The organism is Pistricoccus aurantiacus, assembly GCF_007954585.1.
In the GTDB taxonomy this organism is placed as follows: domain Bacteria; phylum Pseudomonadota; class Gammaproteobacteria; order Pseudomonadales; family Halomonadaceae; genus Pistricoccus; species Pistricoccus aurantiacus.
On sequence record NZ_CP042382.1, the window covers coordinates 919,842 to 939,367 of the forward strand.

General features: G+C 62.8%; 20 protein-coding genes and 1 other RNA gene. 14 read left to right on the forward strand and 7 right to left on the reverse strand.

Annotated features, from left to right (window positions below):
* Positions 1-142 precede the first annotated feature (142 nt).
* Positions 143-1,657: a threonine ammonia-lyase, biosynthetic gene (ilvA, locus tag FGL86_RS04380; RefSeq protein ID WP_147183453.1), complete on the forward strand. Its 1,515-nt coding sequence runs from the start codon at positions 143-145 to the stop codon at positions 1,655-1,657.
* On the opposite strand, the gene FGL86_RS04385 is transcribed toward ilvA, so the two are convergent.
* The 3 genes from FGL86_RS04385 to FGL86_RS04395 all read right to left on the reverse strand — a co-directional run bounded on the left by FGL86_RS04385 (position 1,654) and on the right by FGL86_RS04395 (position 2,886).
* On the reverse strand, positions 1,654-2,304 hold the full coding sequence (locus FGL86_RS04385) for a 5-formyltetrahydrofolate cyclo-ligase (protein WP_147183454.1): 651 nt from the start codon (positions 2,302-2,304) through the stop codon (positions 1,654-1,656). The genes ilvA and FGL86_RS04385 overlap by 4 nt on opposite strands.
* A gap of 18 nt (positions 2,305-2,322) precedes the next feature.
* Positions 2,323-2,507: non-coding RNA, 6S RNA (ssrS, locus tag FGL86_RS04390), on the reverse strand.
* Between the two features lie 79 nt (positions 2,508-2,586).
* A complete protein-coding gene (locus FGL86_RS04395; RefSeq protein ID WP_147183455.1) occupies positions 2,587-2,886 on the reverse strand; it encodes a cell division protein ZapA in 300 nt (99 codons plus the stop codon).
* 188 nt (positions 2,887-3,074) lie between these two features.
* Here FGL86_RS04395 and FGL86_RS04400 point away from each other — a divergent pair, with 188 nt between their 5' ends.
* Both FGL86_RS04400 and ubiH read left to right on the forward strand, forming a co-directional pair.
* Entirely contained in the window at positions 3,075-3,647 is a 573-nt protein-coding gene (locus FGL86_RS04400) for a UPF0149 family protein (protein WP_147183456.1), read from the forward strand.
* A 118-nt stretch (positions 3,648-3,765) separates the two neighbouring features.
* Positions 3,766-5,028 (forward strand): 2-octaprenyl-6-methoxyphenyl hydroxylase, encoded by a 1,263-nt coding sequence (ubiH, locus tag FGL86_RS04405; RefSeq protein ID WP_147183457.1) that lies wholly within the window; start codon positions 3,766-3,768, stop codon positions 5,026-5,028.
* A 78-nt stretch (positions 5,029-5,106) separates the two neighbouring features.
* Here the strand turns inward: ubiH and FGL86_RS04410 are convergent, their stop codons facing one another.
* Positions 5,107-6,639: a nucleobase:cation symporter-2 family protein gene (locus FGL86_RS04410; RefSeq protein ID WP_147183458.1), complete on the reverse strand. Its 1,533-nt coding sequence runs from the start codon at positions 6,637-6,639 to the stop codon at positions 5,107-5,109.
* A gap of 262 nt (positions 6,640-6,901) precedes the next feature.
* On the opposite strand from FGL86_RS04410, the gene FGL86_RS04415 reads away from it, so the two are divergent.
* Positions 6,902-8,143, forward strand: a complete 1,242-nt coding sequence (locus FGL86_RS04415; protein ID WP_147183459.1) for a UbiH/UbiF/VisC/COQ6 family ubiquinone biosynthesis hydroxylase — start codon at positions 6,902-6,904, stop codon at positions 8,141-8,143.
* Here the strand turns inward: FGL86_RS04415 and FGL86_RS04420 are convergent.
* The 3 genes from FGL86_RS04420 to gpmI all read right to left on the reverse strand — a co-directional run bounded on the left by FGL86_RS04420 (position 8,140) and on the right by gpmI (position 12,336).
* A complete protein-coding gene (locus FGL86_RS04420; protein WP_222433794.1) occupies positions 8,140-9,411 on the reverse strand; it encodes a S41 family peptidase in 1,272 nt (423 codons plus the stop codon). The two genes, FGL86_RS04415 and FGL86_RS04420, sit on opposite strands and share 4 nt — an antisense overlap.
* Positions 9,412-9,604: 193 nt before the next feature.
* Positions 9,605-10,765, reverse strand: coding sequence for a murein hydrolase activator EnvC family protein (locus tag FGL86_RS04425; RefSeq protein WP_147183460.1), 1,161 nt, complete (start codon positions 10,763-10,765; stop codon positions 9,605-9,607).
* The gene (gpmI, locus tag FGL86_RS04430) at positions 10,762-12,336 is read right to left on the reverse strand and encodes a 2,3-bisphosphoglycerate-independent phosphoglycerate mutase (RefSeq protein ID WP_147183461.1); all 1,575 of its coding nucleotides are present in this window, start codon (positions 12,334-12,336) and stop codon (positions 10,762-10,764) included. The genes FGL86_RS04425 and gpmI overlap by 4 nt, the downstream gene beginning before the upstream one ends.
* A gap of 209 nt (positions 12,337-12,545) precedes the next feature.
* Between gpmI and FGL86_RS04435 the strand changes: the two genes are divergently transcribed.
* The 10 genes from FGL86_RS04435 (at position 12,546) to FGL86_RS04485 (ending at position 19,495) form a co-directional block, all read left to right on the forward strand.
* Entirely contained in the window at positions 12,546-12,968 is a 423-nt protein-coding gene (locus FGL86_RS04435; RefSeq protein WP_147183462.1) for a rhodanese-like domain-containing protein, read from the forward strand.
* Between the two features lie 30 nt (positions 12,969-12,998).
* Entirely contained in the window at positions 12,999-13,523 is a 525-nt protein-coding gene (secB, locus tag FGL86_RS04440; RefSeq protein WP_147183463.1) for a protein-export chaperone SecB, read from the forward strand.
* Entirely contained in the window at positions 13,501-14,280 is a 780-nt protein-coding gene (locus FGL86_RS04445; RefSeq protein WP_147183464.1) for a 16S rRNA (uracil(1498)-N(3))-methyltransferase, read from the forward strand. Before secB ends, FGL86_RS04445 begins: the two co-directional genes overlap by 23 nt.
* Before the next feature lie 26 nt (positions 14,281-14,306).
* Positions 14,307-14,978 carry a CvfB family protein gene (locus FGL86_RS04450; protein WP_147183465.1) on the forward strand — a complete coding sequence of 224 codons (672 nt, stop codon included), beginning with the start codon at positions 14,307-14,309 and terminating at the stop codon, positions 14,976-14,978.
* 75 nt (positions 14,979-15,053) lie between these two features.
* Complete coding sequence (gene gshB / locus FGL86_RS04455) at positions 15,054-16,010, forward strand: glutathione synthase (protein WP_147183466.1); 957 nt, start codon at positions 15,054-15,056, stop codon at positions 16,008-16,010.
* A 19-nt stretch (positions 16,011-16,029) separates the two neighbouring features.
* Positions 16,030-16,884, forward strand: a complete 855-nt coding sequence (locus FGL86_RS17895) for a TonB family protein (protein ID WP_186764470.1) — start codon at positions 16,030-16,032, stop codon at positions 16,882-16,884.
* Between the two features lie 14 nt (positions 16,885-16,898).
* Entirely contained in the window at positions 16,899-17,456 is a 558-nt protein-coding gene (locus FGL86_RS04470; protein ID WP_147183468.1) for a YqgE/AlgH family protein, read from the forward strand.
* Positions 17,456-17,932, forward strand: a complete 477-nt coding sequence (gene ruvX, locus FGL86_RS04475) for a Holliday junction resolvase RuvX (protein WP_147183469.1) — start codon at positions 17,456-17,458, stop codon at positions 17,930-17,932. Before FGL86_RS04470 ends, ruvX begins: the two co-directional genes overlap by 1 nt.
* 26 nt (positions 17,933-17,958) lie before the next feature.
* On the forward strand, positions 17,959-18,471 hold the full coding sequence (pyrR, locus tag FGL86_RS04480) for a bifunctional pyr operon transcriptional regulator/uracil phosphoribosyltransferase PyrR (RefSeq protein WP_147183470.1): 513 nt from the start codon (positions 17,959-17,961) through the stop codon (positions 18,469-18,471).
* Positions 18,472-18,487: 16 nt separating this feature from the next.
* Entirely contained in the window at positions 18,488-19,495 is a 1,008-nt protein-coding gene (locus tag FGL86_RS04485; protein WP_147183471.1) for an aspartate carbamoyltransferase catalytic subunit, read from the forward strand.
* Positions 19,496-19,526 lie beyond the last annotated feature (31 nt).

Below are 19,526 nucleotides of genomic sequence, written 5' to 3' on the forward strand. Positions count from 1 at the left end.
GTGGAGTGGGCGCATTATAGGTCACCACTGGCCTGCTGTGGATAGGTGGACATCTTTGCCTTGAACCGTCCCCGTGCTCGATAATGGTGGCCCTTTCGTCAATGTTGCGGCCCAGGCCGTGCACTCACCTTGGAAGATCAGGATGTTAGAAGATACCGTCAAGAGGATACTCAAGGCCCGGGTCTACGAAGCCGCTCGTGAAACCCCGATTTCTCCCGCCTCCTTTCTTTCCAAGCGTCTCGACAATCGGATTCTGATCAAGCGCGAGGATCTTCAGCCGGTCTTTTCCTTCAAGATCCGTGGCGCCTACAACAAGATGGCGCAGCTCAGCGACGAGCAGAAGGCCAAGGGCGTCATCGCTGCCTCCGCGGGCAATCACGCCCAGGGCCTGGCCATGGCCGCCAAGCTGATGGGAGTGAAGGCGGTCATCGTGATGCCGCGGATCACCCCGGACATCAAGGTCCAGGCGGTACGTGCCCGGGGCGCCAAGGTGGTGCTCAAGGGCGACGCCTTCGCAGAGGCGGCGGCTCATGCCCAGGAATTGATCGAGGCTCATGGCTACACCTACATTCCACCCTTTGACGATATCGACGTGATCGCCGGCCAAGGCACCGTGGGTATGGAGATTCTTCATCAACACAGCGGCCGACTGGATGCGATCTTCGTACCGGTAGGCGGGGGCGGGTTGATCGCCGGTATCGCCGCCTACGTCAAATACTTGCGCCCGGAAATCAAGATCATCGGCGTGGAATCCGAGGACAGCGCCTGCCTCAAGGCGGCGCTGGACGCCGGCGAACGAGTGGTGCTAGATCAGGTCGGGATCTTCGCCGAAGGCGTCGCCGTAGCCCAGGTCGGCGAGGCGCCCTTTGCGCTGCTGCGGGAGCTGGTGGACGAAGTGATCACCGCCAACGCGGACGAGATGTGCGCCGCGGTCAAGGATATCTTCGAGGAAACCCGGGCGGTGGCGGAAACCTCCGGAGCGCTTTCCCTGGCCGGACTCAAGAAATACATTCAGCAGACCGGCGTTACCGGTCAGACGCTTATTTGCATCAATTCCGGGGCCAATACCAATTTCGATCGGCTGCAGCATATCGCCGAGCGCACGGAGCTCGGCGAGCAGCGCGAGGCGATCCTGGCGGTGACGATTCCCGAACGCCCGGGCAGCTTCAAGCAGTTCTGCAAGATCATCGGGCGACGCATGGTCACCGAGTTCAACTACCGCTACGCGGATCCGGAAAATGCACATATCTTCGTCGGGGTGCAGGTCAAGCCCGGCGGCGAGGATCGCCAAGCGGTGGTGCAGCGGCTCGAGGAAAGCGGCTATCCGGTGGCGGATCTCACCGACAACGAGCTGGCCAAGCTGCATATCCGTCATCTGGGCGGCGGGCGGCCCCAGGAGCATTTCGAGGAAGAGGTTTACCGCTTCGACTTTCCGGAGCGCCCCGGGGCCTTGATCAATTTCCTGACCCACTTGCCTGCGGACTGGAACATTTCCCTATTCCATTACCGCAACCACGGCGCCGCCTATGGCCGGGTGCTGGTGGGCATGCAGGTGCCCAACGGCGATCGGGTGCATGTAGAGGAATACTTCGATGCCATCGGTTATCGCTACACCAAGGAGAGCGACAATCCGGCTTACAGGCTATTTATGGCTTAAGGCCGAACCCTTGGTCGCACTATGCGCCGGTCGCTGACGATGGCGTCCAAGGGTACGTCCCAGGGTGCCACCGGTAGCTCGGCGACCCCTTGGCAGTCGTGAGCCACGCCGATCAGGCCGGGCTTGGGGCGCCGCCAGCGAGTGAAGGCAAAGGTGCGATCGTAGAAGCCGCCACCCATGCCCATGCGATTGCCTTGCGCGTCGAATCCCACCAGGGGCATCAGCACCAGATCCAGCGCCCAGGCAGGCAGGCGCCTGGCACGATGGGCGCCGTGACGGGTATCTGGTTCCGCGATACCGAAACGATTGCGTACCATGGGCGTACTGGCGTGATAGCGCACGAACCACAGCCGATTCTCCGAAAGCGGTTTTAGCACCGGCAAATAGACCTGAGCGCCACGCTTGCGCAGCCAGTCGATCAACGGCGTCGGATCGATCTCGCCGCCTTGAGGCAGGTACAGCGCCACCCGGCGAGCCCGCTGGACTTCCGGCAATGACTTGAGTCGCTGCACAAGCTGATGCGCGGCCCGACGCTGCTGGCGACTGTCCAGGGCGCGGCGACGGCGACGCAGCTCTCGACGCAGCTGATCGCGGCTCGGTGAGTCGTGAGAACCGTTGATGGAAAGAGAAGAGGGAGAGGCTGGCATGGCAGTTGATCGGTCTCGAGGTTCCCCAGAATGCCGCTGTCATTCTGGCCCTTGAACCCATTGGTTCAAGGTGGGTGGCCGCAGACAGACCGTCAGGCTTTCCGACGTGCGGACATGCACACGGGTCTGTCTAGCTAATGGCCCCCTGGGTACTGCGCATAGGCTCGAGGGACTATAATGACTGGCAAACATTCCAGGGAACATTTCTATCCTATCAGAACTGATCCTTGAGCCAAAGCATCTAGGTCCCTAATACAACGGTAGCAATCCTGGCGGTTGCTTTCAGCGCTGTGGAGCATTAACCAAGGCATCTTCCAGCCGGGCGTTCAGCCTACCCAGGCTTTCCTCGTCGGACTTGCGCTCTTCCAGCAGCTTGACCAGCTCATGGGTGATATTGAGCGCCGCCATTACCGCGATCTTCTCTGTGCCCAGTATCTTGCCCTGGGCGTGGATGCTGCGCATGGAACGATCCAGGTACAGGGCTGCGCGTTCAAGCTGCACACGCTCCTCCGAGGGGCAAGCGATGACGTAATTGCGCCCCAGCAGGGATATTTCAGTGGTTGGCCGCGGGTCATCGGTCATGGGGGCTCCGGAATAGGCCAGGATCGGCCTCGATACGTTACTATGGACTCGGGGTCATGCAGCAGCGCAAGCCACCGATGAAAAGTCTCAAGCGCTATCCGCGAGTCACTATAAGAGAGCCGCTTGCGAACGGTCAACGCATGCCTGTGTACTGCCACCCTTGCCACCCGTCTGCATTGGGGATCTTCATGTCACTGATCAACGAGCGTATCGATTTCGCTACTATCGCCGATACCTTTCTCGTTCACGGCAGCTTTCAGTCGCCGGCCTTTCTCGATGGCCATCTGGCCGCCGCCTTGGGATTGATCGATATCGATGCCACCGGCTGGCTCGAGGAGGTATGCGCCGCTCTCGGGGTCGAGCAACCCCGAGATCCCCAGAGCGCCGAAACCTTGTTGCAGTGGCGGCAGCAGAGCCTGGCCGCCTTGTCTGCAGCGGAACTCGACTACGAGCCGCTGCTGCCGGACGAGATGTTTTCCCTGGCGGAACGGGCGGAGGGGCTAAGGCAATGGTGTATGGGTTTTCTCGAGGACGTGAACAATACGGAGACCGAGGTTCAGGAACGATGGTCTCAGGAATTACGCGAGGCGATAGGCGATCTCGCTGCGTTAGCGGAGTTGGAAATCGACCTTGAAGACAGCAGCGAGAACGAGAACGACCTGTTCGCGCTCACCGAACACGCGCGCATGGCGGCGATGCTGCTATATACGGAACAGCACCCGGGGATGCCCCAGGTCGAAAAGCCTCAGCAGACTCACTAGACAGCGAATGAAACGATCAGAAAACGTACAAGATGAAAACTCTCTTAATTTATTTACGTAATTTTTGTAATAATCGTAATATGATACAAATCAAGAGGTTGGCATGGATGATGTGTCGATGTCCGAGAACATAGCAGCCAAGGAAGCGGTATCAAAAGACGACGTGGATATCGCCATCATCGGCGGTGGTCTAGTGGGAGCGAGTCTGGCCTGCGCCCTGGCGCCCTTGATCGACCGGTATCGACTGCGAGTCGCGGTAATCGAGGCGGCGCCGCTATCGATTTCAAAGGCATCGATTTCAAAGGCATCGACTTCCCATGAGCTGGCTTACCAGCCTAGCTTCGATGCGAGAGCCAGCGCCATCGCCCAAGGCTCGCGTGTTCATTTCGAACGGCTAGGGGTATGGACGCGAATGGCGGAACAGGCGGAGCCCATCCGCTGTATCCACGTCAGTCAGCGCGGCAGCTGGGGAGCGACTCGTCTGGAGGCGGATGAGCTGGGGGTGGAAGCGCTGGGCTATGTGCTGCCCAACGCCTGGATGGGTCGAGTGCTGCACCAGCGCTTGGCGGAAATGGCGCTGGAGTGGCACTGTCCGGCAAAAGTGGACACGATTGTCCCGACCGCCAAGGGGCATCGCTTGACGCTTTCCCAGGGCCGAACGGTGGAAGCGCGCTTGACGGTGCTGGCGGACGGCGGTCGCTCCGGCCTCAAGGAACGGCTCGGTATCGCAAGCCAAGCGCGACCCTACGGGCAGCAGGCAATCATCGCTAACCTGGAAGTCAGCCGGCCCCATCAGGAAGTGGCTTACGAACGTTTCACCAGCCAGGGGCCGATGGCGCTGCTGCCGCTGAGTGGCAATCGCATGGAGCTGGTCTGGACGCATCGCCAGGGCGCTGACGAAGCGATCATGAATGCCAGTGACGGGGATTTCCTGGCCTGGTTGCAGCAGGCCTTCGGTGATCGCGCCGGGCGATTTCGGCGTGTCGGACAGCGCCATCGCTACCCGCTTTCCCTGGTGACCGCGGAGGAGCCGGTGCGTCCCGGCCTGGCGGTACTGGGCAACGCCGCTCATGCGCTCCATCCGGTGGCCGGTCAAGGTTTCAACCTGGCGCTGCGCGGCGTGATGGATCTGGTGACAGTATTGGGGGAATCCTTGGCGCTGAATCGCACTCTGGGCGGACTGGACGCGCTGAGTGCGTTCGAGGCCCGGCGTGCCCGAGACCGCCGCAACGTGATTCGCTTCAGCGACGGCTTGATTCGGCTGTTCGGTATCGATCAGCCGCTGCTGGCCCACGCCAGGGGCGCGGGGCTTGTCGGATTGAACCTGGTAGGACCGTTGCGCCGGACCCTGGCCCGGCGCGCCATGGGGCTCGAGCGTTAAAAAGTAAAAAGCCCCGACGCCTTGGGCGCCGGGGCTTGTCATGATCCAGTAGGTATCGACTGAAATGCACCAGCAGTTTTAGTGAGAGCTGGCGGGTTGGCCGCTGATTCCGTTAGCTTCTGGGCTGTTGTCCGGCACGATCGGCACTTCCTCGCCTTCCGCGTTGAAGAGCTTGCCATCGACAAAATGGTCGCCGTGATTGAGCACCGCCACGTCACGTTCACACAGGATACGATTGGTGCCGGCGACGAAGACGGAGGCTTGATCGACGTTGCCCGCCTTCAGGTGATTGAACAGCAGGTTCAGCAGGATCGCCATGATTGCCGCGGAGCTGATGCCGGAGTGGAAGATGGTCTCGAACCAGTCGGGGAAGTGCTCGTAGAACGTCGGCGCGGCGATCGGGATCATGCCGAAGCCGATGGAGGTGGCGACGATCACCAGGTTCATGTTGTTGTGATATTCCACCTTGGCCAGGGTGCGAATGCCGCTGGCGGCCACGGTGCCGAACAGCACGATGCCGGCGCCGCCGAGCACTGCGGTGGGCACTGCGGCAACCACTCGCCCCATGACCGGCAGCAGGCCGAGCAGCACCAGGATGACACCGCCGGCGGCGACCACGAAGCGGCTCTTGACCCCGGTCACCGCCACCAGGCCGACGTTCTGGGCGAAGGCGCTCTGGGTAAAGGAGCCGAAGATAGGCGCAAGCGCGCTGGATCCCATGTCCGCCCGCAGGCCGTTGGCGATACGCTTGGAATCCACCTCGGTATCGACGATCTCGCCCACCGCAATGATATCCGCGGTGGTTTCCGTCAGGATGACGATGACCACGATCAGCATGGAAATGATCGCCGCGATATCGAACACCGGCGCGCCGAAGAAGAAAGGCTGCGGGAAGGCGAAGATTGGGCCGTTGCCTACCTGAGAGAAGTCCGCCATGCCGACTGCGGTGGCGAACAGGGTACCGATGACCATGGCGAGCAGGATGGAAAGCCGGGACACTGCGGCGATGCCGATCTTGCTGAGCACCAGCACCAGCACCAGCGCCAGGGTCAGCGCCGCCAGGCCGATATTGGCCACGCTGCCGAAATCCTCCGCCTTGCTGTTGCCGCCCATGGCCCAGCGGGCCGCTACCGGCATCAGGGTCAAGCCGATGGTGGTGATGATGGTGCCGGTGACTACCGGGGGGAGAAACTTGATCACCTTGGAAAAGATCGGCGCGATGAGAAAACCGATGGCGGCGGAGGCCATGACCGCGCCGAACACGGTGGGTAGCCCGCCCCCGGCGGCGACAATGGCGATCATCGTCGCCACGCTGGCGAACGATACCCCCTGCACCAGCGGTAGCTGACAGCCGAAGAAGGGGAAGCCGATGGTCTGGACCAGAGTGGCGAGTCCACCCATGAACAGAGCGGCGGCGATCAGGACGCCGATTTCCGTTGGCGCCAGGCCGGCGGCTTGGCCGATGATCAAGGGTACGGCGACGATACCGCCGTACATGGTCAGGACGTGCTGCAATCCATAGGCAATACTGGGGCCGACGCCCAGGTATTCATCCTCGGGACGTTTGGCTTCATGCTTGTGTCGCGTGGTGCCGGTCGGAGTTGTTGTCATATCGTGGCTCGTGATTGTCGTTGTGTGTTAATCGTTGTGTGCCAGCTGTGATACAAGGGGCCAACAGAGGGTTGAGCGCGAATACTCAAGCTGCAATCCGCCATGGCGACGCAGCGTTCATTCGTAGTTGTAATTTTTCTCGTATCCAAACACCAGCCGTTTTTGGAAATACGTTCCATAGTCATTTTGCTATAAAGGTCGTCCGGAGCCGTTTCAACGTCTCGATGGGATTACCGAACTACCACCGCCAAGGGGGCTGAAAATGCAAGACGCAGTGAATCAGGCGGAAGTACTGATTGTCGGCGGCGGCATCGTCGGCCTGGGGTTGGCGGCTCTGCTGGGGGAGGCCGGCGTGGAAGTCAGCCTGATAGACGCGGGACCGCCGCCGGTCTCGACGGATTTGAAATCGACAGCAGCGCAGCGTCCTGATCTGCGGGTCAGCGCCTTGAACCCCATCTCCCAGCGACTGCTGCAAACCCTGGGGGCGTGGTCCTGCATGGAGACACAGCGGGTAACGCCCTACTACGCCATGCAGGTCTGGGACAGCCAAGGCAGTGGAGAAATACACTTCAGCGCGGATCAGGCCGGGGTGCCGGTACTGGGACATATCGTCGAAAACGTCGTGACCCAGCGCGCGCTAACCGCACGACTTCAAACGCTGCGGACGGTGACGATCCGCTACGGCGCCAAGGCTGTCGCCTTGGAGGAAACACCTGGCGGGCGGCGCCTGACCCTAGAAAACGGCGAGCAGCTCGACGCGCCGCTGGTCGTCGCCGCGGATGGCGCCCGCTCGCCGCTGCGAGATCTGGCCGGCATCGATGTCGACAGCCGCGATACCGGTCATGCGGCCCTGGTTACCACGGTTCGAGTCGCCAGGGGCCACGGCGGGGTGGCCCGACAAGTCTTTCTGTCCGGCGGCCCGCTGGCTTTCCTGCCGGTCGACGTGGCGGGTCGCGATGACCATTGCTCCATCGTCTGGTCGACGAGTCCTGCCGATGCGGAGCGATTGGCGAGTCTGACGCCGAGGGCTCTGGCCGGGGAACTGGAACAGGCCTTCGAGGCGCGGCTCGGCGCCGTGGAAGTGGTGGATCGAGCGGTCAGCCTGCCTCTGGTGCAGCGCCACGCCAAGGAGTACGTGCGCGACGGCTTCGCCCTGATTGGCGATGCGGCTCACAGTATCCATCCCCTGGCGGGACAAGGGGTGAACCTGGGGCTGATGGACGCGGCGGTGCTGGCGGAAGAGCTGCTGTCAGCCCGAACGCGGGGCGCTCGACTCGGCGACCCGCGTATTCTCAACCGCTACGCCCGGCGCCGGCGCGGCGACAATGCCGGCATGCTGGCATTGATGGACGGCTTTCGGCTGCTGTTCGGGAGCACTCATCCGGCGCTGGTGCTGGCACGCAACCTGGGGCTTGGCGGCGTCGATCGGCTGACCCCGCTCAAGCGCTTGCTGATGCACCAGGCGATCGGCGAGCGGGGGCGGCTGCCGGCGTCCTGTTCTTAACCCCCGGCCCGCGACCCCAGCACGTTCAGCGCCTTGAGCAGATTGAGCGCTTCGCCCAGCTGGTAGTCTTCCTGCAGCCGCTCCGCGGCGCTGCCGCCGGTGCGCTTGGCGCCGTTGCCTTCGAGATGGCCCTGCAGGTCCGCTTCGCGCAGCTGCAGGCCGCTGTTTTCCGCGACCTCGAGCCGCCCGCGTACCACTTCCACATCCGGTTTGATGCCCTGGGCCTGGATAGAGCGACCGTCCGGGGTGAAATACAAGGCGGTGGTCAGCTTCAGACCGTCGCCGTTACCCAAGGGCATGACCTGCTGCACCGAGCCCTTGCCGAAGCTGTCGGTACCCATCACTACCGCTCGGCGCTGATCCTGCAGAGCGCCGGCGACGATTTCCGCGGCGGAGGCGCTACCGCCGTTGATCAGCACCACCATGGGCACCTGAGGTGCGATGGTATCCGATGTGGCGGAGAAGCTGAGATCGCTGTCCGGCAGGCGGCCTTCGGTGTAGACGATCAGGCCCTGATCGAGAAACGCATCCGCCACGTCCACCGCGGCCTGCAGCACGCCGCCTGGATTGTTGCGCAGATCCAGGATCAAGCCGTCGAGAGGGCCTTTCCCGCGCAGTTCCCGGATCGCCTCGCGCACCTGCTCCCCGGTGCGGCTCTGGAATTGGCTGATTCTCAGATAGCCGTAGCCGGGCGCGAGCAATTCCTGCTTGACGCTTTGGGTGCGAATGTTTTCCCGGGTCAGAGTAACGGTGCGCGGGGCCTCCGCGCCTTTGGACAGAACGGTCATCTTGATGGTGGTGCCGGGCTCGCCGCGCATCAGCTCCACCGCCTCCTGCAGCGACAGACGCTCCGTGGGGGTATCGTCGATACGCAGAATGGCATCCTGGGGCTGGAGACCGGCTCGGGCGGCAGGGGTGTCGTCAATGGGCGAAACCACGCTGAGCTGGCCGTCTTCCATGCCCACTTCGATGCCGATGCCGCCGAATTCGCCTTCCGTGGACTCCCGCAGACTGTCGAAGTCCTCCTGATCGAGGTAGGCGGAATGGGGATCCAGCTCGCCGAGCATGCCGCGCATGGCGTTGCGTAGCAGGGTGGCGTCGTCGACGTCATCCACGTAGGCGCGCTTGATGCGCTCGAAGACCTCGGCGAAGGTCTGCACGTCTTCGATGGGGAGGTCGTTCGAGATGACCGATTCGGTCTGGGCCTGGACCGTGAACGGCATCAGAACCCACCAGGCAAATAGCAATGAGAGTGCCTTGGCGCGCATGTAAGCTCCAGTGGTATGAGTCGAGATAGCAAGCATCACGGCAGTCGTGGTCATTGGCGTCGCTAAGACGATGAATGCCGCGCTAGCGGCAACGATGGCTCAGCATAGCGCCTGTTTCCCGCAAGAATCCAGCCTAACGCCACGCGGCCCAACTCAGCATCATGTGATTCAGTTCAGTATCGCGTCATTCAACTCAGCGCCGCGCGATCCAGCGCTGCGGATCGATGGGCTCGCCCTGGCGGCGCACCTCGAAGTACAGCGCCGGCGAGCTGCGCCCACCGCTTTGCCCAACCGCGGCCACCACTTCGCCTTCCTTCACCGGACTGCCCACCTGAACCTGAAAATGCTGCAGATGTGCGTACAGGGTCATCACCTGATCGCCGTGATCGACGATCAGCAGATTGCCAAAACCGCGCATCCAGTCGGCGAATACCACCCGACCCGCGTGTATCGCTTGCACCGGGCTGCCTTCCGGGGCGGCGATCAGCAGGCCGTTGCGATTGACCCCCCGACCGCTGCCGAAGCGGGATTCGATCTTGCCCTGCACCGGCCAGGGCAGCTTGCCCTGGGTCTTGGCGATGGCGGTGGAGGGCGGCGGTCGCTTGAGCCGTGCCAGTTCTTCCTGGACCTGGGAAAGCATCTTCTCCGCCTGCTGGCGGTCTTGATCAAGGGCCGCCAGGCGCGACCGCTCGTCCTGATAGCGGCTGTCGAGCTTCGCCAGAAGCTGCTGCCGCTGGCGCCTCTGCTCCGCAAGCTCGAGGCTCTGGCTTTCCAGCGTCGCCACGACTTCCGCGAGCGCTGCCTGTTGACGATCCAGCTGGCGGCGATTTTCCCCCAGCTGCGCGTCGAGACGCTGGATTTCGTCGAGCCGCGCGGTTCGCGCTTTTGAAAGATGATTGAGGTAGGTCTGCAGCCGATCGAGACGCGCCGGATCGTCCTGATTGAGCAGCAGCTTCAGCTGAGGCGAATCACCCATTCGATAGAGGGCATCGAGTTCGCTGGCTAGCGCCTCGAGTTGCTCCCGTCGGGATTTTCGCAGCGTCTCGCGCTTTTCCTCGAGCGCCTCGAGTTCATCCACCAGGCCACGGCGTTCGGCCTGCAGCGTATCCAGGCGGCGATTGGTCTCGGCCAGGGCGGTTTCCACCTTGCGCAGCGCTCGAGCGGCATTGTCCTGGGCTTCTCGGGTCTTGCTCAGGCGCAGGTTCATCGCCTGAATATCGCTGCCGATCGCATCGAGACGCGCCTTGGCCTCTCGCTCATCCGGGGCGGCGAGAACCGTCGATGCAGGCACTGCCGTTATTATCACGGCCGTCAGCACCGACATCAGCCAGGCGGCGATTCGCGGACGCCTCATGAATAGTCGACGAGAACGCGCCCGGTCATTTCCTCGGGGATTTCCTGATCCATCATGCGCAGCAACGTCGGCGCCAGGTCGCAAAGGCGGCCATCGTCCTTGAGCCGCGCCGGACGTTTCGTCACATAGATCAGCGGCACCACGTTGGTGGTGTGGGCGGTCTGAGGCGCGCCGGTTTCCGGATTGACCATCTGCTCCGCGTTGCCGTGATCCGCGGTGATCAGACATTCACCGCCGACTTCTTCGATGGCCTCGACCACTCGTGAGACGCACTGATCCACCGCTTCGATGGCCTTGACCGCCGCATCGAAGTCGCCGCTGTGGCCGACCATGTCGCCGTTGGCGTAGTTGCACACGATCAGGTCGAAGCGCCCGGAATGGATCGCCTCCACCAGGGCGTCGGTGAGCTCGAAAGCGCTCATTTCCGGCTTCTCGTCGTAGGTCTTGACGTCCTTGGGGGAGGGAATCAGGGTGCGGGTTTCGCCGTCGAATTCCGCCTCGCGGCCGCCGGAAAAGAAGAAGGTGACGTGGGCGTATTTCTCGGTTTCGGCGATGCGCAGCTGAGTCATGCCTCGCTTGGCGATCACTTCCCCCAGGGTGTTGTGCAGATCCGCCGGCGGAAAGGCCGCCGGTGCGGGAATGTCCGCCGCGTACTGGGTCAACGTGACCAGGCCGTCGCCGGCCAGGCGCGGGCGGGAGGCACGCTCGAAGCCGGTGAAAGCGTCTTCCACGAAGGCGCGGGTCAGCTCTCGGGCGCGGTCCGCGCGAAAGTTCATGAAGATGGCGGCGTCGCCATCTTCCATGGCGATTGGCTTGCCCTGGGGAGCCACCGCGGTGGCGGTGACGAACTCGTCGGTTTCGCCTCGGGCGTAGGCGGCCTTGAGTCCGGCCTGGGCGGAGGAAGCCTGATACTCGCCGTCTCCCCGGGTGATCAGCCGATAGGCCTGTTCCACCCGCTCCCAGCGATTGTCTCGATCCATGGCGAAATAACGCCCGATCAGCGAGGCGACGAAGCCGTTCTCGGCGCCGAACAGCGCGGAAAGGCGCGCATCCGCTCGCTCCAGGGAGGCCTGGGCGCTCTTCGGCGCGGTATCGCGGCCATCGAGAAAGGCATGCAGGTACAGGCGCTTAGCGCCTCGGGCGGCGGCCAGCTCCGCCATCGCCAGAATATGATCCTCGTGGCTATGCACACCGCCGGGAGACAGCAGACCCATTAGATGTATCGCCTTGTCTCTAGCGACTGCGGCGTCGATGGGGGCGGTCAGGGCGTGGATATGCTTGAGCTCGTCTTCCTCGATGGCCTTGGTGATGCGGGTAAAATCCTGATATACCACTCGGCCGGCGCCCAGGTTCATGTGGCCGACCTCGGAATTGCCCATCTGACCTGCCGGCAGTCCGACGTGGGCGCCGTCGGTGTGGATCAGACTGCTGGGATAGTCGCGAGTGATCCGGTCCATGGTCGGAGTCGCGGCGGCAGCGACGGCGTTGTGCTCGGTTTCTTCCCGATGACCGTAGCCATCGAGGATGATCAGCGCCGTGGGACGCGGCGCGGCGGAAGCATTGGCAGGCATGAAAGACCTCGTTTGAAAGCATCGGCGCCCCTCTTTACCTGAATGGGGGTCGCGGGTGGCGGCGGCTTGCGGCATCATAACGCAGGGCCTGGGGGGGCGTCAGCTTGCCCTGCCGGAAACCGCCGGCTCGTGTATAATCGCAGCCCTCTCGTTACTTCTTGAAATCCTGTCGTCACTGAAAACGCCACTGAAAAAGAGTCACCGGACCGATGATCGATCAGCTGTTTGAATTCGTGCAGAACCATCCGCTGCTGGTGGGAGCTTTCCTGTTGGTGCTGGCCGCCTGGCTGGTCTATGAAGCCATGGGCAGCAGCCGGGGCTCGGTAGGCTCCAGCGAGGCGACCCAGCTGATCAATCGCGAAGACGCGGTAGTGATCGATATTCGCGATGCCAAGGACTTCAAGGCGGGCCATATCGCCGGCGCCCGCAACATTCCCCAGAGCAAGCTCGATGCGCGTCTGGGGGAGCTGGAAAAATTCAAGGACAAGCCGGCCATCGTTGTCTGCAAGCAGGGGCAGTCATCGAGCGTCGCCACGGCGAAACTGACCAAGGCCGGTTTCTCCCGCGCGCTTAAGCTCAAGGGTGGCATGGCTCAGTGGCAGGCGGACAGCCTGCCGGTCGTCAAGAAATAGACTCATTCATCACGTGTTCGAGGTATCACAATGGCGGAAAACAACTCTCAAGGAAGCAATGCCCAAGGCGCGACCGACGCCGCGGGGGAGCAGCCCCAACTGCAGTTCGGGCTGCAGCGTATCTACGTCAAGGACATTTCCTTCGAGTCGCCGAATGCGCCCCAGGTGTTTCAGGAAGCCTTCAAACCCAAGGTCAATGTGGATCTGGGCACCAGCAGCACCAAGATCGGCGAGGACCTGTTCGAGGTGGTGGTCAAGATCACCGCTCGGGTCAACCATAGCGAAACCGACAACACCTGTTTCCTGGCGGAAATCGAGCAGGCGGGCCTGTTCCGCATCACCGGTCTCGAAGGCGAGCGGCTTGATCATACCCTGGGCGCCTTCTGTCCCAGCATGCTGTTCCCCTACGCCCGGGAGTGCATCGACAACCTGGTCAATCGCGGCAGCTTCCCTCCGCTGATGCTGGCGCCGGTCAATTTCGATGCCATGTACCTGCAGAACAAGCAGCGCAAGGAACAGGCGGACACGCAAGATGGCGATACCCCGCTACAGTAAGCGTAACGTCCCTCGTATTCACGTCGCCGCCGAGCTGATTGTCGGCGGCGACGTCGTTCTGCCGGAGGCGGCGGGACGCCATGTCGCCCTGGTGCTGCGGCTCAAGGAGGGCGCGCCGCTCATCCTGTTCGACGGTCTTGGTCGGGAGGCACGGGCCCGGCTGGTCGAAACCGCGCGCAAGCGGGTGACGGCGAGGATCGAGGAGGCTTTTCCGGGAGGCGTCGAATCGCCCCTGGCGGTGCATCTGGGCCAGGCGATTTCCAAGGGCGATCGCATGGACTACGCCATTCAGAAGGCGGTGGAGCTGGGAGTGGCGGTTGTCACGCCGCTGTATACCGAGCACGGTGACGTGCGGCTAAAAGGCGAGCGAGAAGCCAGGAAACTCGCCCACTGGCAGGCGGTGGCGATCAGCGCCTGCGAGCAGTGCGGCCGGGCGACGGTGCCCGCCATTGCCGCGCCCCGCAGCCTGGACGCTTGGCTCGCCGATCGAGACGAACCCTTGCGTCTGGTGCTGCATCCGGCGCCGCAAGGTTCGCTTCAGCCCACTCTTCAAGACAGGCTGGATACCTTCGAAGCACCGGCCAGCGCCGCGCTGCTGATCGGCCCGGAAGGCGGATTCGACGACACGGAAGTCGAAGCCGCCTTGGCCAGCGGTTTCGTCACCCTGAGCCTGGGTCCGCGCATCCTGCGCACCGAAACCGCTCCGGTAGTGGCGCTGACTCTGCTGCAGCATCATTTTGGCGATCTGCAATCCTGAGTGACGCTTTTCGAGGATATAAAGCCATGAACGTATCCCAACATTCCTCTTTCCAGCCGGAGATCGGCGAGGTCGCCTACCTGAAAGTCGTGGCGGTCAATGATACCGGCGCCTTTCTCGATTGGGGCCGTCCCAAGGATCTATTGCTGCCCTACAGCGAACAGCGCGCCCGACCGCCGGCGGGCAAGCGGGTGATGGTGATGATCTTCGAGGATGACCAGGGTCGTCCAACGGCATCGATGCGTCTGGACGATTTCATCGTCGACCGGGCGGAAGGCTTGGCCGCCGGGGACAAGGTATGCCTGGTGATCGGCGAGCGTACGGACCTGGGGGTCAAGGCGGTGGTCGATCATCGCTTCTGGGGGCTCTTGTATCATGCGGATCTGCCTCGGCCCTTGCGGCGCGGCGAGCGACTCGAGGGCTACGTGCGCCAGGTACGCGAGGACGGCCGTCTGGATCTTTCCCTGACGCCTTCCGGGGCGGCGAAGCAGCAGCTGGCGGCGCAGCGGGTGATGGACGCCCTGGAAGCGCATCAAGGTTTTCTGGCGCTGAGCGACAAGAGTCCGGCGGACGTCATCAAGGCCCAGCTGGGGGTCAGCAAGAGCGCCTTCAAGCAGGCCATCGGCAAGCTCTACAAGCAGCGCAAGATCGTCATTGAAAAAGACGGCATCCGACTGGTGAAAGCGTCCGACGACTGATATCACCTCTTGGTCTATCGAGTAGCGCTGGGTCATACTGCCAAGCAACATTCTCTGATCTGGACACCCGAGACAATGAGCGAACGCGCCTTGAAGATCGGCATCGTGATGGACCCGATCGCCGATATCACCTACAAGAAAGACACCACCCTGGCCATGATGTGGGCGGCTCAGGATCGAGGCTGGTCGCTTTATTATCTCGAGCCGGAGGATCTCTATCTGAACCAGGGGCGGGTCCATGGCCGCCTGCGGGAACTCCAGGCCTTTCGGGACCCTCATCACTGGTATGAGCTGGGCGAGGTCGAGCCCAGGCCGCTGGCGGAGCTTGACGTGATTTTGATGCGTCAGGACCCGCCGGTGGATGCGCATTTTCTCGGCGCGGTGCATCTGCTGGGCTTCGCCGAGCGAGAGGGAGTATTGGTGGTCAATCCCACCCGGGCGCTGCTGGAGTGCAACGAAAAGCTCTTTGCCCAGCAGTTTCCCCAGTGCTGCGCGCCGACCCTGGTGTCCTGCCGCGCGGAAGAGCTGCGCGCCTTCCAGGCGGAACACGGCGACGTGATCCTGAAACCGCTGGACGGCATGGGCGGCAGCGGCGTCTTTCATGTGCAGCCGGACGGTCGCAACCTGGGCACCATCATCGAGATGCTCACCGAGCACGGGCGGTATCAGATCATGGCCCAGCGCTATCTGCCGGAAATCAAGGACGGCGATACCCGCATCCTGCTGATCGAGGGCGAGCCGGTGCCCTTCGGGCTGGCGCGGCTACCCATGGCCGGCGAAACCCGGGGCAACCTGGCTGCCGGTGGTCGCGGGGTCAGCCGCGAACTGACGGAGCGGGATCTCTGGCTGGTAGAGCAGGTCAAGCCGATCATCAAGGAAAAAGACCTGATGTTCGTCGGCCTCGACGTGATCGGCGATTACATTACCGAAATCAACGTGACCAGCCCCACCTGCGTGCGGGAAATCGACGATCAGCGCGGCACGGATATCGCTGGCCAGCTGATGGACGCCATCCTGCGTCGGCTCCCTTGAAACGTATCGATCGCGAATCATGCGGGCGAAAAGGGAAATTACCGAAGCGCCTATCCGCCGGTTTCGCTACGCCTGGCCGGCGCTGGGGCTGGCGCTGCTGCTGCACGGGGCGCTGTTCGCCCTGCTGGTGAACCGGTCGTCGCCAACGCCGGAACCGCCGCCGGGACGGCGCAGCATCAAGGTCACTCTGGTTCAGGCTCCTTCGAACGCCGCGCCGTCGGCAAGCGCACCGCAGGTGACGCCGGTAGCGATACCCGAGCGCGAGCCGAAACCCGAATCCGAGCCAAAAGTTAAACCCGTGCCGAAGGCAGTATCCCGATCCGAGGATAGTCTCAAGCCTGAAGTCAGACCGGAACCCGAGCCCAGACCCAAGCCCGAACCTGAATCCAAGCCTGAACCAAGACCCCAAGCCGAGCCGCCGGCGTCTTCCTCGCCGCCATCCGCGGATACGACCAATGCGCCGCCTTCCGGGCGCGATCTGCTGGCCGGCGCTACCGCCAGCGTGCGCGAACAGGGCTTTGCCATGCAGCCCCATGATGAGCCGCTCAGGGATTCACTCACCCGCGCCGCCCGGGATCGCTATATCGCCGACTGGACTCGACGGGTGGAGGATATCGGCAATCGCCGGTATCCGGCGCCGGCGCATCTTGCGGGACAACTGCGAATCCGTGTGGTGATTCGACCGGACGGTCAGCTTGCCCAAGCAGAGGTGATACAATCCTCGGGACATCCCGAACTCGACCGGGCGGCCCTGAACGCGGTCGAGGCGGCAGCGCCTTATCGGCCTTTCGATCAAGGCCTGGCAGGGCTCGAGCGACTGGAATTCACCCGTACCTGGCGCTTCGGGAAAGGCAACAATTTCGGCGTGCATTGACGCCCGGGAGGCCCATGCAAAGCTTCAAGAATCATTTTCTCATGGCAATGCCGCATCTAGAGGACAGCCACTTCGCCGGCAGCCTGAGCTATCTGTGCGACCACGACGACAACGGCGCCATGGGGGTGATTGTCAACCGTCCTCTGGAGATCACCTTGGAAACCCTGTTCGAACAGCTGGACCTGGGCGGCGAAGAAAGCCCTCATCGGGATGCGCCGGTCTACTACGGCGGGCCGGTTCACAAGGATCGCGGTTTCATTCTGCATCGCGGCAGCGCCCAGCCCTGGGATTCCAGCATTCAGGTCAGCGAGAATGTCGCCCTGACTACTTCCATGGACATGCTCAAGGCCCTGGCGGAGGATCAGGGGCCAAAGCAGTTCCTGATCTGTCTGGGGTGTTCCGGCTGGGAAGCCGGTCAACTGGAAAAGGAATTGAAGGATAACGTCTGGCTGACCGTGGAGGGGCAGAGCAGCATTCTCTTCGAGACGCCGGTGGAGCAGCGCTTGGGCGCGGCGGCGGGAATCCTCGGCGTCGACCTCAACCTGATGAGCAGCCAGGTGGGCCATAGCTGATGACGAGGCCGGGCAGCAAGGTTGGTGGCCCCCGTCTGATACTGGCCTTCGATTTTGGTACCCGGCGTATCGGCGTGGCGGTGGGCAACGAGCTGACCGCCAGCGCCCGAGCGCTGGAATCGCTGCCCGCCCGGGACGGCATTCCGGACTGGGAGCGAGTCACCCGACTGGTGGCGGAATGGCAGCCGGATCTGTTCGTGGTGGGCCTGCCCCTCAACAGGGACGACAGTGAATCCGCCATGAGCCAGCGGGCCCGAAAGTTCGGCAAGCGGCTGTACGGGCGCTACGGCAAGCCGCTGGAGATGATGGACGAGCGCGGCTCCACCTGGGAAGCCAAGGCCATCGCTCGGGAGAGCGGCTATCGCGATAGCCGCAAGAGCTATCGCGAGCAGGGGGTCGATGGTCTGGCGGCGGTGCTGATACTCGAAAGCTGGTTCGCCACCCAAGAAGGCTTGCCCGCCCGACCGTTTTCGTGATTTGAATGCCACCCGAGGATTTTGCCATGACGCTTCCCGATATTCCCCCGCTGCTGGATCGCATGCAGAGCGAAATTGAAAGCTGCATCGACAATTTCGGCCTTACTCGGGAGCGGCTGGCCCTGGTCGGTATTCATACCGGCGGGGTGTGGATTGCCGAAAAGCTGCACCAGCGGATCGCGCTGACCACGCCCTTGGGGACCTTGGACATCGGTTTCTGGCGGGACGACTTCAATCGTCAAGGGCTGCCGGAGGGCATTCGCGCGAGCCACTTGCCGTTCGATATCGAGAATCGCGATCTCATTCTGGTGGACGATGTGGTGATGTCCGGGCGTACCGTGCGCGCGGCGCTCAACGAGCTCTTCGATTACGGGCGGCCCAGCCGTGTGCTGCTGGCGAGCTTGATCAGCCTGCCGGGGCGGGAGCTGCCGATTCAGGCGGATATCTGCGGCGCGGCGCTCGAACTCCCCGCGGGGCAGCGGGTCAAGCTTTCCGGCCCGGAGCCCTTGACCCTATCTCTCGATACGGCCCGCCGCTAGTCAAAAGGAAACCGCTGTGTTCGATTTCACGTCTCGCCCCGGCACCTCGGCCCAGGTTCAACTCACCCCGGACGGTCGCCTGCGTCATTTCATCGATATCGATGGCCTGTCCCAAGCGCTGCTCGAGGAAATTCTCGATATCGCGGACAGCTTTCTCGGTGTGCAGCAAGGGGAGGTCAAGAAAGTTCCGCTGCTGCGGGGCAAGACCGTGGCCAACCTGTTCTTCGAGAACTCCACCCGCACCCGAGCCACCTTCGAGCTGGCGGCCAAGCGGCTTTCCGCGGACGTGCTCAACCTGGATATCCAGACTTCCTCCACCGCCAAGGGCGAGACCCTGCTCGATACGCTTCAGAACCTGGAAGCCATGCAGGCGAACGCCTTCGTGGTGCGCCATTCGGATTCTGGAGCGGCGCACTTCATCGCCAGCCAGGTCACGCCCCGGGTAGCGATCATCAACGCCGGGGACGGTCGCCACGCCCATCCCACCCAGGCGATGCTCGACATGCTGACCATTCGCCGCCACAAGGGTGAGTTCGCGCCGCTCAAGGTGGCGATCATCGGCGATATTCTGCATTCCCGGGTGGCGCGCTCGCAGATTCTGGCCCTCAACATCCTCGGCGCCGCGGAAGTGCGGGTGATCGCGCCGCGCACGCTGCTTCCGGTCAACGTGGAGGCGCTGGGTTGTCGGGTATTCACCCAACTGCAGGAAGGTCTCGAGGATGTGGACGTGGTGATCGCCCTGCGCCTGCAGAAGGAACGCATGGACGGCGCCCTGCTGCCCACGGAAAGCGAATTTTACCGCTATTACGGCCTGACCCAGGAAAGTCTGGCCTGGGCGCATCCCGAGGCCATCGTCATGCATCCCGGACCGATCAATCGCGGGGTGGAGATCGAATCCGCGGTGGCGGACGGGCCGCGCTCGGTGATTCTCGATCAGGTCACCAACGGCATCGCCATTCGCATGGCGGTGCTGTCCATGGCAGTCAGCGGTCAGACGCGCCAGCGGATGCAGGCAAGCGCTTGAGCGCGGCGCGGAATCTTCTATCTTGAATAGG